Source organism: Lactiplantibacillus sp. C232 (genome assembly GCF_023806725.1).
GTDB classification, from domain to species: Bacteria; Bacillota; Bacilli; order Lactobacillales; family Lactobacillaceae; genus Lactiplantibacillus; species Lactiplantibacillus plantarum.
The window spans coordinates 101,161-126,960 of the sequence record NZ_JAMSKZ010000007.1 but is presented as its reverse complement, the minus strand read 5'-3'; the positions used below and the strand labels follow the sequence as shown (position 1 = coordinate 126,960).

Sequence of the window (25,800 nt, the reverse complement as noted above, 5' to 3'; positions counted from 1 at the left end):
TTTTTGAGCCGGCCTAACCGTTATTGGTCGGTAGGTTGTTACACTATAACTTGAACTTACGTCCTATTGGCGGCGTAGCTAATATCACCAATCGGTTCGTAATTGATAGCTAATGGGGAGGTCAATCATTGTGAAGCAAAGCAAACTTTTAGTAACAGTTTTGCTTGGACTGCTGATTGTGGGTGCTGGTGGCGGCTACTATGTTTATCATACAGAGCGGCAAGCAGCGATTGCTAAAAAGCGTCAAACTGACAAAGCATTGAATAAGAAAGCGGCATTAAAAAATAGCCAGCTTAGTCGTAAGATTAACCAGACAACGTTTTCGAATAATAAGAACACGGATGAGCAAGTGACTAAGGCTTTAAACCTAAGCCATTTTGTGGGGTCAGCATTAGTTGTTAAGAATGACCATGTCATTTATAATCGTGCCTTTGGTTACGCAAACAAGGCTAAAAATCAACGTAATAAAGTCAATTCAAAGTATCAAATTTTATCGATTCAAAAGTCAATGACGGCGGTTGGCATTATGCAGTTGGTGCAGGCGGGGAAAGTTAAGCTGACTGATCCGATTTCGAAGTATTATCCAACTTTAAAGCATGGGCGTCAGACAACGCTTCGCCAAATGTTAGATATGACAACAGGGTTCCGTTTGAAGAGCGGTTCAAAAGAATTCTTACCAGAAAATCAAGTGATTGATTTTGCGGCTCACAATGTTTTTTACTACCCAGATAAAAATGGAATTTATAATTATTCATCCGTTAATTTTCTGTTGCTAGCTGGCATTATTCGCAAGGTAACTGGTCAATCATATCAGCACTTCTTTACAACACATTTTATTGACAAGTTGAATCTGAATGAAACGGGCTTTTTGATTCATGGTCAAGGTCAAGATGCGACAACTGGTTACCGAGCGCTTGCAGACCAAACACTTCCGAATTATGATCAAACAATGCCAGAAAGCAAATCACAAATGGCCAATGAGTTAGGTACTGGGCAAGTTTATATGAGTACCGCGGATTTATTTACCGTTGAAAGTGCCATTCTTAAAGGGCAGTTGCTGTCAAAAAAGAACGTTGCAATTTTGCACACGCGCACAGCCACAGGTGAATATGGCGGTGGTGTTTATAACATGAGTAATGGTATTCGGTCACACGGACTTGGTTATGGCTATGAATCCAGCATCTTCCTCTCACCGGATGGGAAGACTGGTGTTGTATTAATGAGTAACTACTATCGCAAAGCTGCTGGTATTCAAGCAACAGCCAACAAGATTTTTACGGAATTAATGAAGGGTGATATTAAGTAACTGACATTGGGTTAGTGGAGGAGGTGATGGCATGTTTGCAAAGTTGAAAAGCTGGTTTCAACGTCCGGTCGTTCAATTCATTGCACTTACAGTATTTTACTTTGCTGTCATGCTCGCCTTGGTTTATCTTTACGGTTATAGTGGGATCAACCAAGCGAAGTTTATTTACAACGAATTTTAAAAATGGATGCAGTAACACTATTGTTTGGGGGGAGTTTTAATTATGATTAAGAACATCATTACAACGATTGATGATTATGCACGGACGCAACCCAATAACGTGGTTTATGATGTGCAAGGTGTAACGCACACTTATGCGGAATTAAAAGCTTATTCAGATGCCTTGGCGGCGCATCTTGACACGCTCGATTTACCAGCCAAGGATCCAATTATCGTGTTTGGTGGTCAGACGTTTGAAATGATTGCGACTTTCTTAGGAGTTGTTAAGTCAGGTCGGGCGTATATTCCAATCGATACACATTCACCAAATGAGCGGTTAACAATGATTAATGAGATTGCTAAGCCAGCTGCCGTTATTGCTGTTGCTGATTTGCCAACCGGTGTCGGGACAACCCCCGTGATTACACCAGATCAATTGGCGGCTATCTTTGCGACTCCCGTTGATTATCAAGCGGATCATGTCGTTAGTGGCGATGATAATTACTATATTATCTTTACTTCTGGTACCACTGGGATGCCAAAGGGGGTCCAAATTAGTCATGATAACTTGGTCAGTTACGTTGACTGGATGTTGAGTGATGACTTCGGATTGCCTGACCAGCCGAACTCGCTGTCGCAACCACCATATTCATTTGACCTATCCGTGATGGACGTTTACCCAACCTTAGCGTTAGGTGGGACACTATACGCATTACCGAAGGCCGTGACAGATGATTTCAAACAATTATTTGCTGCGTTGCCGACGTTACCAATCAACGTTTGGGTCTCAACACCATCATTTATGGACATTTGTTTGCTAGAACCAAAGTTTAATGCTGAAAACTTGCCAACTTTGACGCACTTCTTGTTCTGTGGTGAGGAACTCACACATAAGACGGCGGCGACACTCAAGAAACGGTTCCCAGATGCCCGGATCTTCAATACGTACGGGCCAACTGAAACCTGCGTCGCGGTAACTCAAATTGAAATTACGGATGCCGCATTAGCGCAGTATGATCGGCTACCAATTGGTTATGCCAAAGCTGATACGCGGATACTTGTGGTTGATGAAAATGGTGAGGCGGTTCCAAATGGCACGGAAGGTGAACTGATTATCGCCGGACCATCCGTTTCGAAGGGGTATTTGAACAACTCTGAAAAAACTGCCAAGGCTTTCTTTGAATTAGACGGGCAACCCGCCTATCATTCTGGTGATATTGGCACGATGGATGCGGACGGTCTGTTCCGTTATCGTGGCCGCGTTGATTTTCAAATTAAAATGCATGGTTACCGCATCGAACTAGAAGAAGTGGATCACTTCTTAGCACAGCAACAGCATATTAAACAAGCCGTTGCCGTTCCAAAATACGATAAAGAGCACAAAGTAACGCAAATGATTGCGTACGTGGTACCAAAGCCGAATGACTTCGAAAGTGACTTTGCTTTGACCACTGCAATTAAAAAGGACCTACAAGGAATGATGATGGAATACATGATTCCACAACGGTTCGTCTATCAAACGAGCTTGCCATTAACGCCTAACGGTAAGATTGATGTCAAGTCGATCATTAAAGAGGTTAACCCAGAATGATTTCTTTTGACCCATATGGTAACCCAACGTACTTTGTGCTGCTCTTTATCGCGTTGTTACCGTTAATGATTGGTCTGTTATATGGTCGGCGATCCCATTGGTATGAATCATTGATATCGTTTATCTTCTTAATGCTGACCTTTGGCGGTGTTAAGTGGCGCACTGGGATCGCGTTAATTATCTATTTGGTCTATCAGATCACACTAGTTTGGTTGTACTCAAAGTATCGACAACGACCAGATTCACCTAATAAGGGCTGGGTTTTCGTTGTCAGTGTGATTTTAGCGATTATTCCACTAGCTGTCGTTAAGATCACACCAGCCGTGGCACATGGTGCTAATTCAATTATTGGTTTCTTAGGAATTTCCTACCTGACTTTCAAAGTGGTCCAGATGATCATGGAGACCCGTGATGGGGTGATTAAAGAATTCCATCCGGTACTGTTTGGCCAGTTCTTGCTGTTTTTCCCAACGATCTCGTCTGGGCCGATTGACCGGTATCGGCGGTTCGTTAAGGATTACGATAGTGTCCCGACCCGTGAAAAGTATCTCGGGTTAGTTGAAAAAGGGGTCCGCTACATTTTCTTGGGATTCTTATATAAGTTCATTTTGGCTTATATCTTTGGTACGCGGATGCTACCTGTCGTTGAACACGCGGCCTTGCAAGCTCACGGCATGTCATGGGCGTTAGTCGGTGTGATGTACGTCTATAGTATGGATTTATTCTTTGATTTTGCGGGTTACAGTTTGTTTGCCGTCGGTATCAGTTACCTGATGGGTGTTGAAACTCCGATGAACTTCAATCAACCGTTTAAGTCAAAGAACATCAAAGACTTCTGGAATCGTTGGCACATGACGTTGTCCTTCTGGTTCCGTGATTTCATCTACATGCGGTTGGTATTCTTTATGATGAAACACAAGGTCTTTAAGAGCCGGATCACAACGGCCAACGTGGCATACGTTATTAATATGTTGATCATGGGGTTTTGGCACGGGGAAACATGGTATTACATCGTTTATGGGCTATTCCATGGTTTAGCAATGGTTGTCAACGATGCTTGGTTACGGTACAAGAAGAAACATCAAGCGCAGTTGCCGTCTAATAAATTTACGGAATACTTTGCGATTTTCCTAACGTTTAACGTCGTTTGTTTCAGTTTCTTGATCTTCTCAGGATTCTTGAACACGTTATTCTTTGGAGCCCGGCCATAATATAATTACAATAAGGGAGCGTAATGACAATGGATGATACAAAAGCAACGGTTTTATCAATTTTAGCAGACTTAACGGGGGAAGATGTTTCCAGTAACATGGACGTTAACCTGTTTGATGAAGGAATCTTAGATTCAATGGGTTCCGTCCAACTTTTATTGGAACTTCAAAATCAATTAGGAATCGAAGTGCCGGTCTCTGAATTTCAACGGTCAGAATGGGATACACCGGCTAAGATTGTTGCAAAGGTTGAGAACTTGCAATGAACGTTGCCAAACGCCTTTTTAAGATTTTTGGGCCAATTATTTTGGCAGCCGTCTTATTATTGGCCGTACTGCTTTCACCGTTCTCATTTGGATTAAACCATATTTCTAAGGATACTGAGAAAAAAGCGGCCGTTTCCTTGTCAGCCAACGTATTAAAAGGTCGGTTAGTTAAACGACAGGCGCTGGATGATGGCTATGTCCCGTTCTTTGGTTCTTCAGAATGGTCACGATTTGATCCAATGCATCCGTCCGTACTGGCAACAAAATATCACCGCAATTACCGACCATTTCTACTCGGTGCGCGGGGGACCCAGTCGTTGACGCAGTATTTCGCGATGCAATCGGTGAAAAAGCAGATTACAAATAAGAAGGCCGTCTTTGTAATTTCGCCACAATGGTTTGTGCCACAAGGAACGCGGAAAGATGCGTTTTCGTACTATTACTCACCACTGCAGACCATTGATTGGTTACAGGATGAGCAGAATACGGCAATGGACCGGTATGCCGCTCAACGTTTGTTACAGATGCCATCAGGTTCTTCTGATCGCATTTTGGAAGGCGCCCTGGCACGTGTGGCAGCTGGGTTTAAACCAACGAGCGCACAAATGACGTATATTAACTATAAGGCACGTGTCCTTGGCAGTGAGGATGAGTTCTTCTCACGTTTTGGAATTGCGGGCAAAAATTTACGGACTGTCAATGCGCAAGCTAACAAGTTACCAGCGACATATAACTTTAATCAGTTAAACCAATTAGCCGGTAAAATCGGTGCGGCGCAAACGGACTCGAACAGTCTTGAAATCAGCAATCAATTTTGGAACACGAAGTTAAAACGTAATTACAAGCGACTCAAAGATTCACAGCGACACTTGAATTACACGAAGTCACCAGAATTTGCCGATTTTCAACTGGTTTTGAATCAGTTTGCAAAGACACACACCGATGTCTTGTTCATCATTCCACCAATCAATCAGCGCTGGTCTGCTTATACCGGACTGTCAATGAAGATGATTGCTCAGTTTGACAAGAAGATTCAGTACCAGTTGAAGAGTCAAGGGTTTAATAACGTCTTGGACCTGACCCAGGACGGTGGTAAGGACTACTTCATGACTGATACGATTCATCTTGGCTGGCGTGGTTGGTTAGCCGTGGATCAAAAGGTTGATCCATTCTTGACTAAGAAGACGAAGCCGGTTCATTATCAGATTAATGACGACTTCTATTCAAAAGAATGGCAATTACTCAAACCCAGTGAAATCAAGGATTTTGAATAACCTACTAAAAAGTACAGGCCATATTGGCTTGTACTTTTTTGTTACGTCATTTATTCAGTGGCGCAGCGGGGTGTCTGGAGCGGTCTGATAGAAAAATTGTGCTTGTGCCACTAACTTGGTATAATTGTAGGGATTAGGATTTAGGAAGAAAGTAGGAAAATCAATGGATAAAGCGACAATGCAAGACCGACAACAACATATTCGGAATTTTTCAATCGTCGCCCATATTGATCACGGCAAATCGACGTTGGCGGATCGTATTCTGGAACTAACTGATACGATTTCCAAACGTGAGATGCAAGACCAAGTGTTGGACTCAATGGACTTGGAACGTGAACGTGGGATTACGATCAAATTGAATGCGGTAGAGTTACACTATCAAGCAAAGGATGGGGAGACTTATATCTTCCACTTGATCGATACACCTGGACATGTTGACTTCACGTATGAAGTCTCACGGAGCCTCGCAGCCTGTGAAGGGGCGGTTTTAGTCGTGGATGCGGCGCAAGGGGTCGAAGCCCAGACGCTAGCCAACGTGTATTTAGCCATTGATGATGACTTGGAAATTGTCCCGGTGATCAACAAGATTGACTTGCCATCGGCTGAACCTGAAAAGGTGCGCAAAGAAATTGAAGATGACATTGGGATTGATGCGGAAGATGCTGTTCTAGCTTCAGCGAAAGCCGGTATTGGTATCGAAGATCTGCTCGAGCAAATCGTGCATAAGATTCCGGCTCCTCAGGGGGATCTTGATGCGCCACTCAAGGCCCTAGTGTTTGATTCCGTCTATGATGATTATCGGGGCGTGGTGCTGAGTGTTCGGATTCATGAAGGCATCGTTCGTCCAGGAGATCGGATCCGGTTGATGAACAGTGGTAGTGAATATGAAGTGACGGAAGTCGGCGTTAATTCACCGAAACCGTTAGCACGGGATTATTTGATGGCGGGGGATGTTGGTTACATTACGGCTAGCATCAAGGATATTCAGGATACCCGAGTAGGTGATACGGTCACGAACGCGAAAAATCCGGCCGAAAAGCCATTGGCGGGTTACCGTGAAATGAATCCGATGGTCTACGCTGGGATTTATCCGACTGATAATGCCAAATTCACCGATTTACGGGAAGCGTTGGAAAAATTAAAATTGAACGATGCCGCATTGGAATTTGAAGCGGAATCATCACAAGCACTGGGCTTTGGGTTCCGGTGTGGATTCCTGGGACTGCTACACATGGACGTCATTCAGGAGCGCCTCGAACGGGAATTTAATCTTGAACTAATTACCACGGCGCCGTCCGTAACGTATCATGTGCGGATGACTGATGGCACGGAGAAAAAGGTGGAAAACCCGGCTGAAATGCCTGAGGCGTCTGCAATCAAGGAAATTCGTGAACCGTATGTGAAAGCTCAGATTATGGTGCCTAATGATTACGTTGGTGCGGTCATGGAATTAGCCCAGCGTAAACGGGGCGAGTTTGATACGATGGAGTACTTGGATAGTAATCGGGTCAACGTGGTTTATCACATTCCGTTGTCCGAAATCATTTTTGACTTCTTTGATAAATTAAAGTCGAACACGCGCGGCTATGCCTCGTTAGATTATGATTTAGACGGCTACCGTGCCAGTGACCTCGTTAAGATCGATATCTTATTAAACGGTGACCAAGTTGATGCTCTGAGTTTTATCGCACATCGCGACTTTGCACCTGCGCGTGGACGCGAGATTGCCGCCAAGCTCAAGACGATTATCCCCCGGCAAAACTTTGAAATTCCGGTACAGGCAACGATTGGTTCTAAAGTCATTGCTCGGACGAATATTAAAGCTTACCGTAAGGACGTGACGGCCCATCTGTACGGTGGTGACCGGACGCGGCGGATGAAGCTACTTGAAAAGCAAAAAGCTGGTAAGAAGCGTATGAAGGCTGTCGGTAAAGTCGAAATCCCGCAAGAAGCGTTCATGGCTGTTCTGAAAACCGACGAAGACGAAAAGCCGAACTGATTAAGTTTATAAAAAATGGTAGCGACATCGATTGATGTCACTACCATTTTTTGCGTTATTGTTTAGATGCAATTGTAATCTGATTAAGATGGTTGTAAGCACCAATTAACCCCAAACATCATCCATATGCGGTAGTTGTAATAAGCCATCGCTAGTCGGGTCAGTTGTGCCGATGGTCTTTAAATGCCAAGTGCCCTGATCGTCCTTGGTCGCAACGACTTTTTTGCGTTTGCCTTCTTGATTTTTGTAGAAGCAGTTTTCACTATCCGCACCGATTTCGCGGGCGAGGACTTCGTTGGATGTGACATAACCGTCATTGGTTTGAAATTTTTCGATTTGGTCGACCGTTGTCAACTGTTCATGACCACGACGATAAATTCTTTCGATGAGTATCATCAGTAAATTCCCCCTAATATTGATAACCTTACTAATTTAATCATATTTTACCATACTCGGATACGCGGCAAAAACAATTCTGAAATGGTTAGCAAATTTATAAGAATTAAAGTTCGATACTTGCTAAACCAATGGCAAATTGGTACACTACTTGTTTAAAGTCTGCTATAATAATAGCTAGATATGAAAATATACTAACGATAAATTAATTTATTATTTAATCAATTTCACATTGTGAAGGAGAGATCAACGACATGTTAAAACGCACGAAACAGTTTCTGCGATCAATACATTATGACTACGATAAAACATATATTAGACCGCTGATGGTGCCCGACAGCGTTTACGTGTTGAAATTCGGTAAGGACCATCGCAACAATCGGGTGGTCGTTAAGTACAGTCATACTTGGACCGGGCGAATCAAAATCAATGAGATCGCGGTTCGGTTGCACAAGCAAAAGCACCCGCGGATCTTTAAGCATGAAGCCGACATGATTAAGTATTTGAATAAGCATCTAACCAAAAAGACCGCAAATAATGATTAAATGAACATGAGGACGGACTAGCAAGGTGGCTAGTCCGTTTTCTATTAGGGGCGAGTAAAACAAGTTATGATAGCAATCGAACGATTTTTAAGCACACGTACGACACCTGAAATTGCGGTGAGCCTACTGGGTAAACAGTTGCGCTTACAGACATCTAGCGGTGTATTGACCGCCTGGATCACAGAAACAGAAGCGTATCTTGGTGCCCGTGATGCAGGAGCTCACGCGTATCAGAACCACCAAACGCCGCGCAATCGCGCACTCTGGCAATCAGCGGGAACAATTTATATTTATCAAATGAGGGCCTGGTGCTTACTGAATATTGTGACACAAGCTGCCGGTACGCCAGAATGTGTCTTGATTCGCGGAATTGAACCAGATGCGGGGCTTGAACGAATGCAACAGCAGCGGCCAGTGCCCATTGCGAACTTGACCAACGGACCGGGCAAGCTAATGCAGGCGCTTGGGTTAGATAAAACGTTAAATGGACAAACGCTGCAACCGGCGACCTTATCATTGGATTTGAGTCATTATCGCCAACCGGAACAAGTTGTGGCGACTCCGCGAATTGGAATTGTCAACAAGGGTGAATGGACAACGGCACCATTGCGGTACTTTGTGGCCGGCAATCCATTCGTATCCAAGATTTCTCGCCGGACCATCGATCATGAACATCATGGTTGGATGACCAGGTGATTGTCAAGTTAATCAGGCTTGTTATATAATTGTTACTAAGAAAAACGTGATAGTCTTAAGCGATGGCGCTTGGCGCTCTAGCTTTCGATGGGAGGAAAATATAAAGATATGAAATGGACTGAAGTAACGGTCAGTACTTCTAATGAAGCTGTCGAAGCGGTGGCAAACATTTTAATGGAAGCCGGGGCCAGTGGCGTCAAAATTGATGATGCCTTGGATTATCAGAATTTAAAGCCTGATCGGTATGGTGAGATCATCGATTTGGCGACGATTCCACACGTTACCAGTGGGGCGAAGATTTCTGCTTATTATCCTGAGACGGTGTTTGTACCGGAAGTCATTCCAACGATCAAGCAGCGGGTTAGTCAGCTGACTGATTTTGGGTTGAATCCAGCACCTAATGAAGTCAGTATGACGGCTTTATCGGATGAAGACTGGGCGACGGCCTGGAAAAAATACTATCACCCCGTCCGGGTTACGCGCTATTTGACGATTGTGCCAAGTTGGGAACAGTACCAACCAGTGCAATCAGGTGAGCTTGTGTTGCGACTAGATCCTGGTCAGGCTTTTGGTACCGGAACGCATCCGACAACCAAGCTCTGTTTGCAGGCGCTTGAAACTGTGATCAATGGTGGTGAACACTTGATCGATGTGGGTACTGGGTCCGGGGTATTGAGTATTGCGGCCAAAGCGATGGGCGTCGGTGCAGTAGAAGCTTACGATCTTGACGATGTCGCTGTGGCATCAGCTCAAACGAATTTGGACTTGAATCCAGTTGCCAAAGATGTTCACGTGGCTGCCAATGATTTACTAGCTGGGATTGACACGCAGGCTGATATTATCGTTGCCAACATTTTGGCTGAAATTATTATTCCGTTGGTACCACAAGCCCGTCAAAACTTAAAACGGGGCGGCTATTTCATTACCTCTGGCATCATCGATGATAAGTTCCAGGTCGTCATGACGACAATTAAGGAAGCGGGCTTCCAAATTACACAACATACGCAAATGGGTGACTGGCACGGTATCGTGGCTTATCTACCAACAGCTGAAGATTAGTGGAGGACTGAAATGCAACGATACTTTTTATCAACACCGATTACGACAACGATTGGGCAAACGTTCACTATCACGGGTGAGACGGTCAAACACTGGGTCAAGGTGATGCGCGCACAACCGGGGGACACTGCGGAATTTGTTACGACGACACATCAAGTCGTGCTGGCGGATTTGGTGAAAAGCGATGGTCGAACAGCTACAGCGACAATCACGGCCGTTACGACGCCCCATGTTGAATTGCCGTTGCCAGTGACTATTGCTTGTGGGTTGTCTAAAGGCGATAAACCCGAACAGATCGTACAACGTGGTACTGAATTAGGTGCGAGCGCCTTCGTGTTTTTCGATAGTCAGTGGGCAGTGGCTAAATGGGCAGCGAATAAGCGGGCCCGCAAGTTGGCCCGCTTGGCGAAAATTGCGCAGGGCGCGGCTGAACAGTCACACCGGACGATGATTCCTAGTGTGAGCTACGCAACGGATTTAAACCAGTTGTTAGCACACGTGTCATATGATACCGGGGTCGTAGCGTGGGAGGAATCAGCCAAACAAGGTGAGAGCAGCCAACTGGTGCAGACGTTAAAAACGATGACCGCACCACAACGACTGCTGGCGATTTTTGGTCCTGAAGGGGGCTTGGCACCACAAGAAGTGGCGACATTACAAACTGCTGGTATCGCGGCAGTGGGCCTGGGTCCACGAATCATGCGGGCCGAAACGGCACCCCTCTACTTACTAAGTAGCGTTTCTTTTTGGTGCGAACTAGTGTAATTTTGCGGTCGGTGGTGTACAATAAATAATCATAGTCATTTAGCAATAAAGCGTAAGCGAGGGAGTTAGTTTGACGGAAAAAATTCGTAAGTTTAATGGCCAGTATTGGCTGATTGCGCTTGTCGTTGGGGTGATGATACCATGGTTGCTACGATTTACGAGTATTAGCCGGTTTCATCAGATTGTATGGCTACTCTTTGTAGTTGACTTTGTGCTGGCAGCAGTCGTTGGCTGGTGGATTCGTCGGACTGAACGGACGGGCTGGTTAGTCTGGCTATTCCCAGTGGGCTGTTTTGTCGGGCTCTATCTATTTTTCCCAACGTATGTCTATTACTTAGCGTTAGTTGATTTAGGCATATCCTACTTAGCATATGGGTTAACTGGTCCCCGCGCGAGTTTGCGTTAAAACGGTTGTCAAGGCACGTTGGGTGGGAACCTCACGTGCCTTTTATTAAATAGAATCTTTGTGGAAGTCGTGGTGATAAAATGCCCAAACAACCTACCTGGACTGCCCAGGATGTCCTGGACATGGTTCAAAAGTATATGAATAGTGATCACGTCGCGTTAGTTAAACGGGCGTGTGATTTTGCAACTTATGTGCATAAGGATCAGTATCGCCAATCTGGTGAGCCGTATATTATGCATCCGATTCAAGTTGCTGGTATCTTAGCTGAATTGAAGATGGACCCTGAAACCGTCGCTTCGGGTTTCTTACACGACGTTGTGGAAGATACTGGTGTTACTTTAGGAGACGTTGAAGAACTGTTTGGTCATGACGTGGCCGTTATTGTTGACGGGGTCACCAAGCTGGGTAAGATTCGGTACAAGTCCAACAAAGAACAGCTTGCTGAAAATCACCGTAAATTACTGTTGGCGATGTCTAAAGATATTCGAGTCATGATTGTCAAATTAGCTGATCGCTTGCATAATATGCGGACATTGCAGCATCTGCGGCCCGATAAACAGCGGCGAATTGCAAATGAAACGTTGGAAATTTACGCCCCCATTGCCGATCGATTAGGGATCAGCACAATTAAATGGGAACTAGAAGATATTTCACTACGTTATTTGAATCCTCAACAGTATTATCGCATTGTCCACTTGATGAATTCGCGGCGTGAGGACCGTGAAAAGTACATCGAGATTGCCATTCAAGACATTCAAAAGGCGCTCCATGATCTGGAACTACCAGAAGCTGAAATTTATGGTCGTCCGAAGCATATCTATTCAATTTATAAGAAGATGCGGGACAAACACAAACAGTTTAGCCAACTTTACGATCTGCTGGCAATTCGGGTGGTCGTGGATTCAATCAAGGACTGTTATGCAGTTTTAGGTGCGATTCACACACAATGGAAGCCCATGCCGGGGCGTTTTAAAGATTATATTGCGATGCCCAAGGCCAATATGTATCAATCTTTGCATACCACGGTGGTCGGTCCTGAAGGTAAGCCCCTCGAAATACAGATCCGGACGTTTGAAATGCACCGGGTCGCTGAATACGGGGTCGCAGCACACTGGGCGTATAAGGAAGGTAAACGCGACGAGGTCCAAGAGACTCAGTCGGGCAACAAGTTGAACTTAGTCAAAGAAATCATTGAGCTACAGGATGAAAGTAAGGACGCTGCCGACTTTATGGAGGGCGTCAAGGGCGACCTCTTTAGTGACCGGGTCTATGCTTTTACGCCCAAGGGTGACGTGACAGAATTACCAAAGGGCGCTGGACCACTGGATATGGCATATTCGATCCATACGGAAGTGGGTAACCATACGACTGGTGCGAAAGTCAATGGCAAGATCGTTCCATTGGATTACCAAATCAAAAATGGTGATATCGTGGATATTTTAACGTCCACTAGTTCAACTGGTCCTAGCCGTGATTGGCAGAAATTAGTCTATACGCGGCGGGCCCGTAATAAAATCAAACAGTTCTTCCGCAATGCTGACCGTGAGGAAAACATCATTACGGGTCGTGATTTGCTTGAGAAGCAGCTACGTGATTTAGAGTTTAATCCAAAAGAAATCATGACTAAGGACAAGGTGACGGCGGTCGCTCAAAAGATGCACTACGGTAGTGAGGATGATTTGTTCGCGGCCTTGGGGTTTGGTGACGTCCAACCGGTAGGGATTGCTAACCGGTTAACGAGTGATGTTCGTAAACAGCGCGAGGCTAATCGGCAGCGTGAACGTGAGGAGGCCATTTTGGCAGACTCTACGGAAGCGCCAGCGAAGAAGAAATCGAAAGATCATCATAATGAGGATCAGGAGAAGCAGGATCGGAAGCGGCAAAAGGTCTCATCTTCTGGTGGGGTGATTATTCAAGGCGTCGACAACTTACTCGTACGTCTAAGTCATTGCTGTTCTCCAATTCCGGGTGATGAGATTGTTGGTTATATTACGAAGGGGCGCGGTGTTTCGGTTCACCGTGTTGATTGTCCGAACGTTAAGAGCGCAGAAGCAAATGGTGAACGGTTGATTGATGTTCAGTGGGAGAATCCCGAGGGTGACCGAACGAACTACAATTCTGATTTGGAAATTCAAGGTTATAACCGTAATGGCATGCTCAACGATGTGTTGAAAGTTATCAATAATCACACGAAATTTTTGACCAATGTCAACGGTAAGGTCGATCACAACAAGATGGTCATTATTAGTGTTTCGTTGGGGGTTCGCAACTTGGAACATCTCCAACGAATCATTGACAGTCTGAAAAATGTTCAGGATCTTTACGTTGTCGAACGGAAAATGTTTTAGGAGGCTTCTATGCGAGTCATTGTTCAGCGGTCACAGCAGGCACAAGTTAGTATTGATGGGAAAGTTCGAGGCACGATTGACCACGGTTTCGTCCTATTGGTTGGTTTTCAAGATGGCGACGGTCAAGCCGAATTGGATTACATCGCGCATAAGATTTTAAACCTCCGCGTTTTTAGTGACGCAGATGGAAAAATGAATTTGAATATTCAACAAGTCGGTGGAGCAATCTTGTCGATATCGCAGTTTACGTTATACGCGGAGACGCGCCATGGTAATCGACCAAGTTTTACAGCGGCGGGTAATCCTGAATTGGCTAGCAAATTGTATGATACATTTAATCAGCAATTAGCTGCCAGTGGCGTGACCGTTGCGACTGGTGAATTTGGTGCCGATATGCAAGTTTCCTTGGTTAACGATGGGCCGGTCACGATTTGTTATGATACTGATCAACGTTGAAGTAAAAGCTGAAAGACCAATCCGGTACTTTCAGCTTTTTGGCTATTACAATTATTAGCGGGAGTGAATGAGATGCGTGAGTTTTTATGGGACCTCGATGGAACCTTGTTAGATACTTATCCAGCCATGGTCCAAGCTTTCCAAAAAGCAGTTGCCGAGTTAGGTGGGACTATTCCGGCTGATACAACGTACCAGCTGATGCGGCAACAGTCAGTTGGTTATGCGGAAAGAATGGTTGCGGCTCAGTATGGTTGGGATTGGCATGATTTACGGGCGGGCTATCAACGTTGGGAGCCACAATTACAGCATGCACCGGCCGCCTTTGCGGGTGCTCAAGCGGTGCTTGAAAAAGTTATCGCAGTTGGTGGTCACAATTATTTGATGACCCATCGTGACGAAAGCGCACAAGCCTATTTACAACGAGCGGTTTTAGCCCAATATTTCACAGATGCGGTCACGGCTGCTCAGCCATTCCCACGTAAACCTGATCCAGCTGCGTTGAATTATTTATTGAATAAACACCAGGTCGACTGTCAACGCGCCGTTATGGTGGGTGATCGCAACTTGGACATCGATGCCGGTCACAATGCTGGGATTGCCGGATATTTATTTGATATTGACCGCCTGATTACGGTGACTAGTGCTCCGGAAGTTCAAGTTACGGATTTAAACGACTTATTGACCTTTGTCGACTAGTCTAGACACTCGAAATATTGTGATAACTGATGATTGTAGCTAAAAAATTATATACAAGCCTCGCGACCGAGTCCTCTCAATGAGCTGCACGGGTCGCGAGGCTTGTATTAATATTGCATGAGAATTCGGTCAACGGCTGGTCCGTATGTTTCACCAAACAGGTTCAGGTGGGCCAGTAAATAATAGAGTTGGTAGCTTGGTAGGCGGTCTTGCATACCGGGCGCAACCGGGTAGGCTGCTTGGTAAGCCTGATAAAAATCAGTATCAAAACCACCAAAAATCGTCGTCATGGCCAGATCCATCTCTCGGTCACCGTAAAACACGTCGGGATCGATCAAAACGGGCGTACCGGTCGTGTCAAATAAGTAATTACCTGACCACAAATCGCCATGTAACAGGCTTGGTTTTACCGTATGCATGTGGGAATCTTGCAACAGTTGTTGTCGTAAGCGGTGATAATGCATTTCACGCGTTTCTGACCATAAATGGTGTTCCTTAGCCAAATTGACTAATACATCTAAACGTTGTTGTGTATAGAAAGTTGCCCAATCAGTCTGCCAATGATTAATTTTCGGTAACTTGCCAGCTGTGAAGTCGTGGTCAAGACCAAATTGGGCGTGGTGTTGATGGTGAACTTTGGCGACAGCCGCTCCCAGTGCGGACTGACTGCCAGTCCCGGTCGCTAGCCAATCTAATAAGAGATAACCGTCTGTGGCAATCGTGCCACTGGCGATGACACGCGGTGTCTTAGTCACTGCACCAAGTAGTCGCAATCCAGCGACTTCGTGGTCAAAGAAAGTAACGTCGTTGTGCGGCTGAACCTTCAAAAAATATTGGTGATGACGGGTGATGATTTGAAAGGCCGCGTTGATGTCGCCACCGCTCACTGGTTGCACTTGCTGAATGTCAGTGAGTGGTAGTTGTGCGAGCCAAGTTTTTGTTAAGTGCATGTTAACTCCTCCTTGCTGCGATGTTAAATACGGTTACCATCACTGTAACGCAATTAATTGTTATTAACAATTAGTGGCGTTGATCCGTAAGAGTGTGAAATGAGGTTAGACGTCCGGTACGGAGCTAAAGTGCAGGCAAATAGACGGTTATTTAGGTAAACCGCGTCAGTTGATATGCGATTCATCGATTGAATAGTCGCGAAAAGTGGCCGTTATCCCAGTCACTGGAATAACGGCCACTTTCAAAGACTTCATGCTGACTGCATTATTATTGATTGGCGAAGTAGGTACTCAATCCGGCGTAAACCGCGTGCGCTACTTCTTGAGGGTACTTTTTAGAACTGATCGTCTTGAAGTCCGACTTATCATTAATATAACCCAGTTCCATCAATACGGATGGTCGTGAATTATCACGAATGACCAGAAAGTCACCGAAGTCCGTTCCTTTACTAGGAATTGGCAAGGTCGAGACGTTATTGTTTAACGCCTTGGCTAGTGCTAGTGAGGTTGACTTATGATAGTAATAGGTCGTGATCCCAGAAGCCGTGTTTTTTTCTGGTGAGCTGTCAAAGTGGAAGCTGATGAAGGCGTCTGCATGAAGCTTGTTTGCGATTGCGGGACGCGCACTCAGGCCGACGTATTCATCTGAATCACGGGTTAAAACAACGTGTGCGCCAGCAGCCCGGAGCTTTTTAGCTACAGCTTTAGCGACCCGTAACGTGTACGTTTTTTCCATCTTGCCCTTGCTCGAGAGCGCCCCGGAATCAGAACCGCCGTGTCCGGGATCTAAAACGATGGTGGCTTCAGAGATTTTGGTGGTTTTAGTCAACTGACTGTTATGTTCGTTGACTAACCAACTAGCAATCCAGCCGAATTTATGATCCGCATAACGGACGTATAGCCAATTATTTTTGCGTTTCATAATGTGGACCTTGGTGCCCTTAGACGTAGCGTCCTCGATCGCGTAACTCATGCCTGGACCGCTACGAATATTGACGTTGGCAATGTTAACAGTCGCAGTGTTATTAGTCGCTAATAGCACTACAAAGCCAATCACTAGGCCAATAAAAATAACCGTGACTGTGATTTGACGCCAAAATTGTTTTAAAACTTGCATGCTTTGTCACCAACTAGATTTAAGATAATTACAATTTGAAGTGCTGCAAATAGTATACCAAAAAAACAGCTGGCCGACGAAATCTTGAGATAATTTTAACTAGAATCGTTGACTTTTAAGTGATTTTCGTGTAACTTTAACCATATATTAATCAATCGACCGCAGAGAAAGTAAGAGCATTGTACGCCACTATAACCAGAGACCGGTAAGTGCTGAGAATTCCGGATAGTGCGCAATGAGGAGACGCTTTTGAGGTGAACGGCAGCGTTCCGCCTGTGATTACAGACGTTATCAATTAGTACTCAAAAAGGTGGTACCGCGCTAATAGCGCCCTTGGTAAATAATCAAGGGCGCTTTTTTTGTCGATTGCAATCAAGGGAGGAACTATTAATGAGATATCAACGGCCTAAAGGCACCGCCGACATTTTGCCTGGCGATAGTGAAAAGTGGCAATACGTTGAAGCAACGGCTCGTGCCGTCTTCAAGACTTATCAATTCAAAGAGATCCGGACACCGATGTTTGAAAACTTCGAGGTCTTCTCACGTTCAGCGGGGGATACTTCTGATATTGTAACGAAGGAAATGTACGATTTTCATGACAAGGGTGACCGGCACATTACGCTCCGCCCAGAAGGAACTGCCGGCGTCGTCCGGGCGTTTGTTGAAAACAAGTTGTACGGTCCGCAAGTTCTCAAACCATACAAGGTTTATTACATGGGACCAATGTTCCGTTATGAACGGCCCCAATCAGGTCGGTTACGTGAGTTCCACCAATTAGGCGTGGAAGCTTTTGGTAGTGAAAGTGCCGCCCTAGACGTTGAAGTAATTGCAATGGGCTATAACTTACTTAAAACCTTTGGCTTGACTGATTTGAAACTGGTCATCAACACGTTGGGTGATCAACAAACGCGTGATGATTACCGACAAGCCTTGATTGATTATTTGGAACCACACTTTGATGAATTGAGTGATGACTCCAAGGAACGGTTACACAAGAATCCATTGCGGGTTTTAGATAGTAAGGCACCGGAAGATCAACAATTTGTGGCCGATGCACCATCGATTTTAGATTACTTGTCTCCGGAAGCTCAAGCGCATTTTGATCAAACTAAGACGTATTTAGATGCATTAGCAATTCCGTACGAGATTGATGCCACGATGGTCCGGGGATTAGATTATTATAACCATACGATTTTTGAAATTATGACCCACTCAAAAGCGTTAGGCAAGGGCTACACGACGATCTGTGCTGGGGGTCGTTACAACGGATTGGTTAAGGAATTAGGTGGCCCTGAAGTTTCGGGTGTTGGCTTTGGCCTGGGTGTTGAACGACTATTAGTGTTGATGGATGCTGAAAACATTGCGGTACCAACTGATGATCAGTTGGACGTCTATGTTGTGGGAATTGGCGACACTGCTAGTGCTACGACTTTGAAGCTGGTACAGGCATTACGGGCAGCCGGTTATAAGGCCGAACGGGATTACTTGGATCGCAAGCCTAAAGCTCAGTTCAAGAGTGCTGATCGCTTGAATGCCCGTTACACGATGACGGTGGGCGAAACCGAGCTGGCTGATCAGGTCGTTAACTTGAAGGCTATGGCTACTGGTGAGGAAACCAAGGTTGCGATGGCGGACATCTATCAAGATGCTCATCAAGTTTTAGATAAGTAGTGTGAACGGCAAGTTTGCCGATTTATAAGGAGGAAGCGTTTATGAAACGGACCACATATGCGGGTCTCATCAATGAGGATTATTTAGGCCAAACGGTCACTTTACAAGGTTGGGTACAAAAACGCCGCGACCTTGGGAGTTTGATTTTTATTGATTTACGGGACCGTGAAGGAATTGTGCAATTAGTCTTTAGTCAGGAATTTTCAGCGGATGCTTTGGCGGTAGCAGATCAGTTACGGGGCGAATACGTCATTGAAGTGCAAGGAACCGTTGTTAATCGGAATGCTGACGCTGTTAATGACCGCATGAAGACTGGTAAAGTTGAAGTTGAGATTCACGATGCCAAAATCTTAAATAAGGCGAAAACCCCGCCATTTTATATTCAAGATGACATTAACGTATCAGATGAATTGCGCTTGAAGTACCGTTACTTGGACTTGCGTCGGCCAGAAATGCAACGTGGATTGAAAATTCGTAATGGCATCACCCAAGCAGTTCATAGCTATTTTGATGCCAACGGGTTCTATGATATTGAAACGCCGTTCTTAACGAAGTCGACGCCAGAAGGGGCCCGGGATTACTTAGTGCCTTCGCGGGTCTATCAAGGGCATTTTTACGCGTTACCACAATCACCACAACTCTTTAAGCAATTGCTGATGGGGGCCGGTTTTGATCGCTACTATCAAATTGCACGCTGTTTCCGTGATGAAGATTTGCGGGGTGACCGTCAGCCTGAATTTACCCAGATTGATATGGAGACATCCTTCTTAACGGCTGAAGAGATTCAGTCCTATACTGAAGGCTTGATTAAGCAAGTCATGAAGGACGTCAAAGGTGTTGACATCAAGACGCCGTTTACGCGGATGACTTGGCAAGAAGCTATGGACCGTTTTGGTTCTGAAAAGCCGGATGTGCGCTTTGGTATGGAACTCAAAGACATGGGCGTGGCCGTTTCTAACGCCGGTTTTAAAGTCTTTGATAATGCACTCGCTAATGGTGGCCTGGTCAAGGCGATTGCAGTTCCTGGCGGTGCTGATCAATATTCTAGAAAGCAAATCGATGCGTACACGGAGTACGTTAAACGGTTTGGGGCTAAGGGCTTAGCTTGGATGAAGGTCACTGACGACGGCTTTAGTGGTCCCGTTGCGAAATTCTTCAAGAACGATGGTGACTTTGAAGCCATTACGAGTGCTGCTGCTGCTAAACCAGGCGACTTATTATTGTTTGCTGCCGACAGTTTCAAAGTAGTTTCTGACACGCTGGGTTACTTACGGACCGCGATTGCTAAGGAACTTGACTTGATTGATCAAGATCAATACGCTTACCTATGGGTCGTTGACTGGCCATTGTTTGAATATGATGAAGGCATCGAGCGCTGGGTACCAGCTCACCATCCATTCACAATGCCCAATGAAGAAGATGTTCATTACTTGAATGATGGCGAAGATCCACACAAAGCCCATGCACAATCATATGATATCATCTTGAATGGTTATGAACTCGGGGGCGGGTCGATCCGGATTCATACCCGCGAATTACAAGAAAAGATGTTCAAGGCATTGGACTTCACTAAGGAACGAGCCCAAGAACAATTTGGGTTCTTACTGGATGCCCTTGACATGGGCTTTCCGCCTCATGGTGGCTTAGCAATCGGGTTAGACCGGTTCGCGATGTTATTATCAGGTAACGACAACATTCGTGAAGTGATCGCCTTCCCTAAGAATTCCAAGGCGTCAGAACCAATGACCAATGCACCATCGCGGGTTTCTGACCAGCAATTAGCTGATTTGGATTTGAATATTACCAATCCCGTAACGGATGATGAACCAACCGAATAAAAATATTAAGAGCGTCCAGAAATGGACGTTCTTTTTAATTAGTGTTAAATTTATATTAATATTTAATTGGAGGAATTCTCATGGAAACAGCAATTTTTGCGGGTGGATGTTTTTGGTGCATGGTTCAGCCTTTTGATAGTCAACCCGGAATCGACAGTGTTGTCTCGGGTTATACTGGTGGACACACGAAAAATCCCACTTACGAAGACGTCAAAGCGCATACGACGGGTCATACTGAAGCTGTCAAAATTACGTTTGATCCCGATATCATTAGTTACACGGAATTAGTCAATATTTATTGGCATCAAACGGATCCTACCGATGCAATGGGGCAATTTCAAGATCGTGGTGATAATTATCGGCCGGTCATTTTTGTGAATGGTCCGGAACAACGGCGGATCGCGGAAGCGTCTAAACGGGCATTACAGGTGAGCGAACGATTTAGTAAACCAATCGTAACGGCGATTGAGGATGCCAAACCATTTTATCCAGCCGAGGCACGCCACCAACGCTTTTATAAAAATAATCCAGTGGTATTTGCGGAACAAGAAGCGGGTGGCCGCGCTGATTTTATCGCCGAGCAGTGGGCCGATGCACCTAAAGTGGACTAAGCGTGAGTTGCTGGTCATCGCGATAGGTGTGATCTAATAATAACTATCGTAGCGGGGCTCGTTCTGGAAATTAGTCGGATTGATTAATGGGAGTTTGCTGAGAAACGTGAGACTTTTAGCAGAATACTGCAAAAGACCGGCCGTTTGCGAATCGGCGTGTTACAATAACGAAAGCAAAAACGTAAAGGAGCACACTTAATTCATGGATGATTTTCAGCAGTTATCCAAACACCATCGTGATGTTGTGAAAGCGTCAACTGCTTTTATATACGCCATTTTAGTTTCCATTGCCATGAACTACTTTTGGACGCCGGGGCATATTTATTCTTCAGGGATCACTGGGCTTGCACAATTGATTAATAGTTTGATGAGCAAGTTTCTTCCCGTTCAGATTTCAACTGCGGCGTTACTGTTTATTTTGAATGTTCCAATGTTTATTATTGCGTGGCGATCGATTGGGCATAAGTTTACGTTGTATACGTTCTTAGCTGTTACGCTATCTAGTATTATGATCAAACTGATTGCCCCAGTTGGTTTGACCCATGACCCCATCATTTGTGCGATTTTTGGGGGTGCTGTTAATGGTTTCGGGACCGGAACGGCCCTCAAAAATGGGATTTCAACCGGTGGCCTCGATATTATCGGTATCGTGTTACGCCGTAAAACGGGTCGCAGTATTGGGACGATCAACATGGCGTTCAACTCGATCATTGTCATTGCGGCTGGCTTTGTTTACGGGTGGCCATATGCCTTTTATTCTGCACTCGGGTTGTTTGTAAATGGTCGGGTCATGGATATGACGTATACGCGCCAACAGAAGATGCAAGTGATGATTATTACGAGTCGCCCTAAAACGGTGATTGATAGCGTTCAAAATCGGATTCGTCGTGGCGTTACCATCGTACACAACGCTGAAGGTGCTTATCAACATGATGATAAAACGATTTTATTTACAGTCATCACGCGTTACGAAATGGGCGAATTGAAGGCGGCCATGGCCGAATCTGACCCGCACGCTTTCGTTAGTATTTCAGATACGGTCAAGATTCTCGGTCACTTTTATGAACCGAAGCCTTGATGAATTTATCAGATTAAAAGTGTTTGCAAACAGGACTTTCGGGACTTGTTTGCAAGCACTTTTTGATTAGGCGTTCGGGGACGACTTTTATACCACTATTAATAGTGACCCGACTAGCCGAAGTGTGGGCATCTGTTATATAATACAAGCATTGTGTTATTGCTGGATCATAAGTCCATATCAGTTAGACCCAGAGCTAATGAACAACTAATGGGGAACAGACTTGAAAAATAGTTGTTTATATTTAGTGGACGAAGGCAGACGGCTCAAGTAAGTTGACGCCAATCTGAACTTTTTAAGCGTAATTGAGCTGGCACATTTTTGATTGTCACGTAGGGCACGCTTTACAATAATTAATGATGAAATGAAAGGATGGCCAGTGTGAAGAAAGTAATTTATGTCTGGCTGGTGCGAGTTGTATCGTGGCTAGCGCACTTTAGCAAAAATGATCAGGTGATTTATTTGATGAGCTTTGCGGACAATTTGGATTTTATTCAGCAGTTGAACCAGCGCGTTCCCGGGCGCTTGACTGTTTATTACTTGCCGAGTGCAGCCACCGGGGCGGCACAACTGGCACAGGCGGGAATTGCGACACGGCCGTTTCATGATTCAGTTCGATTTGCCTTGACGGGAATTCCCGTCATTACCCGGGCAGCGGACGTTTATCTTGATAATTATTATGGCTTTACCGCTGGCTTGACGCGGCAGTCCCCACAACGACTGATTCAACTCTGGCATGCTGCTGGCGCGGTCAAAACATTTGGTTGGGGTGATCCACAGACGGCACAGCGGCCCGCAGATGATCGGCGTCGGTTTCAGACCGTGTATGATCAGATTACTGATTACGTGGTTGGTTCTGAGAAGATGGGAACGATTTTTGCAGCGAGTTATCACGTCCCACAGACGCGGATGCGGGTCTTGGGATATCCTCGTTCGGATCGGTATTGTAAGTCCGACTGGGTGATGCAAACCGCAACGGCCATTTATCAGAAGTATCCGGCGTTTAAACAACAGGAAGTTATTTTGTATGCGCCGACTTATCGAGCCGGTGTTCAATTTGCGTTGCCGGCTGATTTTAAGCAATTAAAGTTGCGGCCCGATCAACACTTGATTATTAAGTTACATCCCCATTTGGCCGAGCAGGAACGTGATTTGCAAGCCCGTTACCCGGACCTAGTGACATTGGTACCTGAGTTTAGTACCGATGAATTGTTGACGGTCGCTAATACTTTGGTCAGTGACTACTCCTCAGTTGTGTTTGACTACGCGTTGTTACCAAATTGTCAAAAAATCGTTTTTTATGTCTTTGACTGGAACCACTATGAGCAAGAAGTGGGCCTGCAAGCTGATTTTAGGGACTGGGCGCCGGGACCATTAGTCCGGACGGTGGTGGACTTGAATCATGTCCTAGCAATGCCGGGTGCGCCGTTACAGTTAACCCAGTTTAATCAGTTATGGAATACGCGTAATGACGGTCATGCGATTGAGCGGACCTTGGCGTACTTTTATCCACGGGTGACCACAACCGCTTAGAATAACTTGACAGATTTATTTGGATAATGAGTGATCATGCCGGTATCATATGTATCCGGCAACTTTAAGGTATGACAGGAATTAGTAAACTTGCGAAAAGGATGGGACTACAATGCTTAGATTAGGTTCACATGTTTCGATGAAGGCACCCGACATGTTGCTCGGATCTGCCAATGAGGCGGCAAGTTACGGCGCCAACACATTTATGATCTATACGGGCGCACCCCAAAATACACGGCGTAAACCAATTGACGAACTGAAAATTGACGAAGCACAGCCGATAATCGAGGCTCATGACCTCCGGCAGATCGTCGTACATGCCCCATACATCATTAATTTAGGTAATACGAAAAAGCCGGGTTATTTTGAGTTTGCAACGGACTTTCTCTATCAAGAGATCCAGCGTGCAGATGCCGTTGGCGCAACACAATTAACGCTCCATCCGGGAGCACATATTGGTGCCGGAGCGAATGTTGCCATTACGCAGATCATCAAGGGACTGAACGCGGTTATTCGGCCAGAGCAGCACGTTCAAATCGCGCTAGAAACGATGGCTGGCAAAGGAACTGAAGTTGGCCGGACGTTTGAAGAACTCGCGCAGATGATCGATGGGGTGACTTATAATGAAAAGTTATCGGTTACCTTTGATACTTGTCATACTAGTGATGCCGGTTACGCGATTAAGGACGATTTCGACGGTGTCCTGAATGAATTTGATCATGTGATTGGGCTGGATCGTTTGAAAGTGATCCATCTCAATGATTCTAAGAATCCTCAAGGTGCTCACAAGGACCGGCACACGAATATCGGTATGGGAACGATTGGCTTTGATACTTTGAATAAGGTCGCCCATCATCCGCAATTGCCAGACATCAGCAAGATTTTAGAAACGCCGTATGTCGGGGAAGATAAGAAACATCAATTGCCACCTTATAAGTATGAGATTGCAATGCTTCGGGCCGGGCAGTTTAATCCGCATTTGATTGAAGATATTGAACAGCAACGTTAATGAGAATTGAACGATAATCGCTAGTCGGTTGTCGTTTTTTGTTTTAGAAGGAGGAAAATGACGATGCAATTGAAAAAACAGCGGCTATTAGTGATTGGTGGTACTTCGGGTTTCGGCATGGCAATTGCTCGCCAAGCCTTACAGGAAGGCGCCGATGTCCATATTATCGGTCATACGGCGGCGCACGTAACAGCTGCCATCACCCAATTAGGCCCATCAGACCATTTGACTGGAACGGCGTTAGACGCACAAAATCTGGCGCAACTAAAAACTTTTTTTGCAGCTCAGCCCGCATTTGACCACGTCGTCTCAATGTTAGGTGGTGCAATGGGTGGGGGGTTCTTGGACAATTCGATTGCAGCGATTCGGCAGACGGTTGAAGATAAATTTTTTGCAAATCTGCAAGTGGCCCAATTAGCCAGCCACCATCTTAACCAACACGGTTCGCTGATTTTTACTTCGGGTGCTGGTGGGCGGCCAGATAATGCCTCCGGAGCGATTGTTGGCAATCAAGCCATTAATACGATGGTCGTTGGACTTGCCGTAGAGTTGGCGCCTGACTATCGCGTCAATGCAGTTGCACCGACTTGGACGCCGACTGGTCTTTGGCGCCAACTATCGGACGCACAATTGGCGGCCCAGGCTGCGACCGTCAGTGCTGGTAATCCCTTGAAACGCGTGGCAACGCCCGCCGAAGTCGCGTCGGCGTATGTTTATTTGATGCAAAATGAGTTTATGACTGGGCAAGTGTTGCACGTTGACGGTGGTGTCGAGCTCGTGTGAGTGACACGACTGATGATTAGTAGCTGACCTAATTAAT

At 45.4% G+C, this 25,800-nt stretch carries 25 protein-coding genes; 22 read left to right on the top strand and 3 right to left on the bottom strand.

Annotation, left to right across the window (positions count from 1 at the left end; genetic code table 11):
• Positions 1–112: 112 nt before the first annotated feature.
• The 7 genes from MZO41_RS08605 (at position 113) to lepA (ending at position 7,806) form a co-directional block, all read left to right on the top strand.
• Positions 113–1,306: a serine hydrolase domain-containing protein gene (locus MZO41_RS08605; RefSeq protein ID WP_003640709.1), complete on the top strand. Its 1,194-nt coding sequence runs from the start codon at positions 113–115 to the stop codon at positions 1,304–1,306.
• A 31-nt stretch (positions 1,307–1,337) separates the two neighbouring features.
• Positions 1,338–1,487, top strand: coding sequence for a teichoic acid D-Ala incorporation-associated protein DltX (locus tag MZO41_RS08600; RefSeq protein ID WP_003640708.1), 150 nt, complete (start codon positions 1,338–1,340; stop codon positions 1,485–1,487).
• 42 nt (positions 1,488–1,529) lie between these two features.
• The gene (gene dltA / locus MZO41_RS08595; RefSeq protein ID WP_003640707.1) at positions 1,530–3,056 is read left to right on the top strand and encodes a D-alanine--poly(phosphoribitol) ligase subunit DltA; all 1,527 of its coding nucleotides are present in this window, start codon (positions 1,530–1,532) and stop codon (positions 3,054–3,056) included.
• On the top strand, positions 3,053–4,267 hold the full coding sequence (dltB, locus tag MZO41_RS08590) for a D-alanyl-lipoteichoic acid biosynthesis protein DltB (RefSeq protein WP_003640706.1): 1,215 nt from the start codon (positions 3,053–3,055) through the stop codon (positions 4,265–4,267). Before dltA ends, dltB begins: the two co-directional genes overlap by 4 nt.
• Before the next feature lie 29 nt (positions 4,268–4,296).
• On the top strand, positions 4,297–4,533 hold the full coding sequence (gene dltC, locus MZO41_RS08585; RefSeq protein ID WP_021730825.1) for a D-alanine--poly(phosphoribitol) ligase subunit DltC: 237 nt from the start codon (positions 4,297–4,299) through the stop codon (positions 4,531–4,533).
• Entirely contained in the window at positions 4,530–5,807 is a 1,278-nt protein-coding gene (dltD, locus tag MZO41_RS08580; RefSeq protein WP_003640704.1) for a D-alanyl-lipoteichoic acid biosynthesis protein DltD, read from the top strand. The genes dltC and dltD overlap by 4 nt, the downstream gene beginning before the upstream one ends.
• A 163-nt stretch (positions 5,808–5,970) precedes the next feature.
• Positions 5,971–7,806: a translation elongation factor 4 gene (lepA, locus tag MZO41_RS08575; RefSeq protein ID WP_003640703.1), complete on the top strand. Its 1,836-nt coding sequence runs from the start codon at positions 5,971–5,973 to the stop codon at positions 7,804–7,806.
• A gap of 105 nt (positions 7,807–7,911) precedes the next feature.
• On the opposite strand, the gene MZO41_RS08570 is transcribed toward lepA, so the two are convergent.
• Entirely contained in the window at positions 7,912–8,202 is a 291-nt protein-coding gene (locus tag MZO41_RS08570) for a hypothetical protein (protein ID WP_003640702.1), read from the bottom strand.
• A gap of 254 nt (positions 8,203–8,456) precedes the next feature.
• Here MZO41_RS08570 and MZO41_RS08565 point away from each other — a divergent pair, with 254 nt between their 5' ends.
• From MZO41_RS08565 to MZO41_RS08530, 8 genes are all read left to right on the top strand, one after another.
• Positions 8,457–8,747: a hypothetical protein gene (locus MZO41_RS08565; RefSeq protein ID WP_003640701.1), complete on the top strand. Its 291-nt coding sequence runs from the start codon at positions 8,457–8,459 to the stop codon at positions 8,745–8,747.
• Positions 8,748–8,813: 66 nt separating this feature from the next.
• The gene (locus MZO41_RS08560; protein ID WP_003640700.1) at positions 8,814–9,443 is read left to right on the top strand and encodes a DNA-3-methyladenine glycosylase; all 630 of its coding nucleotides are present in this window, start codon (positions 8,814–8,816) and stop codon (positions 9,441–9,443) included.
• A 108-nt stretch (positions 9,444–9,551) separates the two neighbouring features.
• Positions 9,552–10,502 carry a 50S ribosomal protein L11 methyltransferase gene (prmA, locus tag MZO41_RS08555; protein WP_003644481.1) on the top strand — a complete coding sequence of 317 codons (951 nt, stop codon included), beginning with the start codon at positions 9,552–9,554 and terminating at the stop codon, positions 10,500–10,502.
• Positions 10,503–10,514: 12 nt separating this feature from the next.
• Entirely contained in the window at positions 10,515–11,267 is a 753-nt protein-coding gene (locus tag MZO41_RS08550) for a 16S rRNA (uracil(1498)-N(3))-methyltransferase (RefSeq protein WP_003640698.1), read from the top strand.
• Between the two features lie 70 nt (positions 11,268–11,337).
• The gene (locus MZO41_RS08545) at positions 11,338–11,673 is read left to right on the top strand and encodes a hypothetical protein (protein ID WP_003640697.1); all 336 of its coding nucleotides are present in this window, start codon (positions 11,338–11,340) and stop codon (positions 11,671–11,673) included.
• 80 nt (positions 11,674–11,753) lie between these two features.
• Complete coding sequence (locus MZO41_RS08540; RefSeq protein WP_003640696.1) at positions 11,754–14,021, top strand: RelA/SpoT family protein; 2,268 nt, start codon at positions 11,754–11,756, stop codon at positions 14,019–14,021.
• A 9-nt stretch (positions 14,022–14,030) separates the two neighbouring features.
• On the top strand, positions 14,031–14,477 hold the full coding sequence (gene dtd, locus MZO41_RS08535; RefSeq protein ID WP_003640695.1) for a D-aminoacyl-tRNA deacylase: 447 nt from the start codon (positions 14,031–14,033) through the stop codon (positions 14,475–14,477).
• A gap of 72 nt (positions 14,478–14,549) precedes the next feature.
• On the top strand, positions 14,550–15,173 hold the full coding sequence (locus MZO41_RS08530) for an HAD family hydrolase (RefSeq protein ID WP_058906870.1): 624 nt from the start codon (positions 14,550–14,552) through the stop codon (positions 15,171–15,173).
• A 107-nt stretch (positions 15,174–15,280) separates the two neighbouring features.
• Here the strand turns inward: MZO41_RS08530 and MZO41_RS08525 are convergent, their stop codons facing one another.
• Positions 15,281–16,123 (bottom strand): fructosamine kinase family protein, encoded by an 843-nt coding sequence (locus MZO41_RS08525; protein WP_003644479.1) that lies wholly within the window; start codon positions 16,121–16,123, stop codon positions 15,281–15,283.
• A gap of 268 nt (positions 16,124–16,391) precedes the next feature.
• Complete coding sequence (locus MZO41_RS08520) at positions 16,392–17,240, bottom strand: N-acetylmuramoyl-L-alanine amidase family protein (RefSeq protein ID WP_003640692.1); 849 nt, start codon at positions 17,238–17,240, stop codon at positions 16,392–16,394.
• 390 nt (positions 17,241–17,630) lie between these two features.
• Here MZO41_RS08520 and hisS point away from each other — a divergent pair, with 390 nt between their 5' ends.
• The 7 genes from hisS (at position 17,631) to MZO41_RS08485 (ending at position 25,763) form a co-directional block, all read left to right on the top strand.
• Complete coding sequence (gene hisS, locus MZO41_RS08515) at positions 17,631–18,911, top strand: histidine--tRNA ligase (RefSeq protein ID WP_003640691.1); 1,281 nt, start codon at positions 17,631–17,633, stop codon at positions 18,909–18,911.
• Between the two features lie 41 nt (positions 18,912–18,952).
• Positions 18,953–20,749, top strand: a complete 1,797-nt coding sequence (aspS, locus tag MZO41_RS08510) for an aspartate--tRNA ligase (protein ID WP_011101612.1) — start codon at positions 18,953–18,955, stop codon at positions 20,747–20,749.
• Between the two features lie 80 nt (positions 20,750–20,829).
• Entirely contained in the window at positions 20,830–21,360 is a 531-nt protein-coding gene (gene msrA / locus MZO41_RS08505; protein ID WP_003644477.1) for a peptide-methionine (S)-S-oxide reductase MsrA, read from the top strand.
• 202 nt (positions 21,361–21,562) lie between these two features.
• On the top strand, positions 21,563–22,438 hold the full coding sequence (locus MZO41_RS08500; protein WP_003640688.1) for a YitT family protein: 876 nt from the start codon (positions 21,563–21,565) through the stop codon (positions 22,436–22,438).
• Between the two features lie 372 nt (positions 22,439–22,810).
• The gene (locus tag MZO41_RS08495) at positions 22,811–23,971 is read left to right on the top strand and encodes a CDP-glycerol glycerophosphotransferase family protein (protein WP_013355601.1); all 1,161 of its coding nucleotides are present in this window, start codon (positions 22,811–22,813) and stop codon (positions 23,969–23,971) included.
• 112 nt (positions 23,972–24,083) lie between these two features.
• Positions 24,084–24,980 carry a deoxyribonuclease IV gene (locus tag MZO41_RS08490; protein WP_011101610.1) on the top strand — a complete coding sequence of 299 codons (897 nt, stop codon included), beginning with the start codon at positions 24,084–24,086 and terminating at the stop codon, positions 24,978–24,980.
• 57 nt (positions 24,981–25,037) lie between these two features.
• On the top strand, positions 25,038–25,763 hold the full coding sequence (locus tag MZO41_RS08485) for an SDR family oxidoreductase (protein WP_003640685.1): 726 nt from the start codon (positions 25,038–25,040) through the stop codon (positions 25,761–25,763).
• Positions 25,764–25,800 lie beyond the last annotated feature (37 nt).

Coding starts and splice junctions, on each gene's coding strand:
- msrA (WP_003644477.1), top strand. CDS start 20,830: ATGGAAACAGCAATTTTTGCGGGTGGATGTTTTTGGTGCATGGTTCAG.
- MZO41_RS08600 (WP_003640708.1), top strand. CDS start 1,338: ATGTTTGCAAAGTTGAAAAGCTGGTTTCAACGTCCGGTCGTTCAATTC.
- MZO41_RS08500 (WP_003640688.1), top strand. CDS start 21,563: ATGGATGATTTTCAGCAGTTATCCAAACACCATCGTGATGTTGTGAAA.
- MZO41_RS08525 (WP_003644479.1), bottom strand. CDS start 16,123: ATGCACTTAACAAAAACTTGGCTCGCACAACTACCACTCACTGACATT.
- MZO41_RS08485 (WP_003640685.1), top strand. CDS start 25,038: ATGACGATGCAATTGAAAAAACAGCGGCTATTAGTGATTGGTGGTACT.
- dltB (WP_003640706.1), top strand. CDS start 3,053: ATGATTTCTTTTGACCCATATGGTAACCCAACGTACTTTGTGCTGCTC.
- dltA (WP_003640707.1), top strand. CDS start 1,530: ATGATTAAGAACATCATTACAACGATTGATGATTATGCACGGACGCAA.
- MZO41_RS08605 (WP_003640709.1), top strand. CDS start 113: ATGGGGAGGTCAATCATTGTGAAGCAAAGCAAACTTTTAGTAACAGTT.
- MZO41_RS08495 (WP_013355601.1), top strand. CDS start 22,811: ATGGCCAGTGTGAAGAAAGTAATTTATGTCTGGCTGGTGCGAGTTGTA.
- MZO41_RS08560 (WP_003640700.1), top strand. CDS start 8,814: ATGATAGCAATCGAACGATTTTTAAGCACACGTACGACACCTGAAATT.
- prmA (WP_003644481.1), top strand. CDS start 9,552: ATGAAATGGACTGAAGTAACGGTCAGTACTTCTAATGAAGCTGTCGAA.
- MZO41_RS08490 (WP_011101610.1), top strand. CDS start 24,084: ATGCTTAGATTAGGTTCACATGTTTCGATGAAGGCACCCGACATGTTG.
- dtd (WP_003640695.1), top strand. CDS start 14,031: ATGCGAGTCATTGTTCAGCGGTCACAGCAGGCACAAGTTAGTATTGAT.
- MZO41_RS08530 (WP_058906870.1), top strand. CDS start 14,550: ATGCGTGAGTTTTTATGGGACCTCGATGGAACCTTGTTAGATACTTAT.
- MZO41_RS08570 (WP_003640702.1), bottom strand. CDS start 8,202: ATGATACTCATCGAAAGAATTTATCGTCGTGGTCATGAACAGTTGACA.
- dltD (WP_003640704.1), top strand. CDS start 4,530: ATGAACGTTGCCAAACGCCTTTTTAAGATTTTTGGGCCAATTATTTTG.
- MZO41_RS08520 (WP_003640692.1), bottom strand. CDS start 17,240: ATGCAAGTTTTAAAACAATTTTGGCGTCAAATCACAGTCACGGTTATT.
- aspS (WP_011101612.1), top strand. CDS start 18,953: ATGAAACGGACCACATATGCGGGTCTCATCAATGAGGATTATTTAGGC.
- MZO41_RS08550 (WP_003640698.1), top strand. CDS start 10,515: ATGCAACGATACTTTTTATCAACACCGATTACGACAACGATTGGGCAA.
- hisS (WP_003640691.1), top strand. CDS start 17,631: ATGAGATATCAACGGCCTAAAGGCACCGCCGACATTTTGCCTGGCGAT.
- lepA (WP_003640703.1), top strand. CDS start 5,971: ATGGATAAAGCGACAATGCAAGACCGACAACAACATATTCGGAATTTT.
- dltC (WP_021730825.1), top strand. CDS start 4,297: ATGGATGATACAAAAGCAACGGTTTTATCAATTTTAGCAGACTTAACG.
- MZO41_RS08565 (WP_003640701.1), top strand. CDS start 8,457: ATGTTAAAACGCACGAAACAGTTTCTGCGATCAATACATTATGACTAC.
- MZO41_RS08540 (WP_003640696.1), top strand. CDS start 11,754: ATGCCCAAACAACCTACCTGGACTGCCCAGGATGTCCTGGACATGGTT.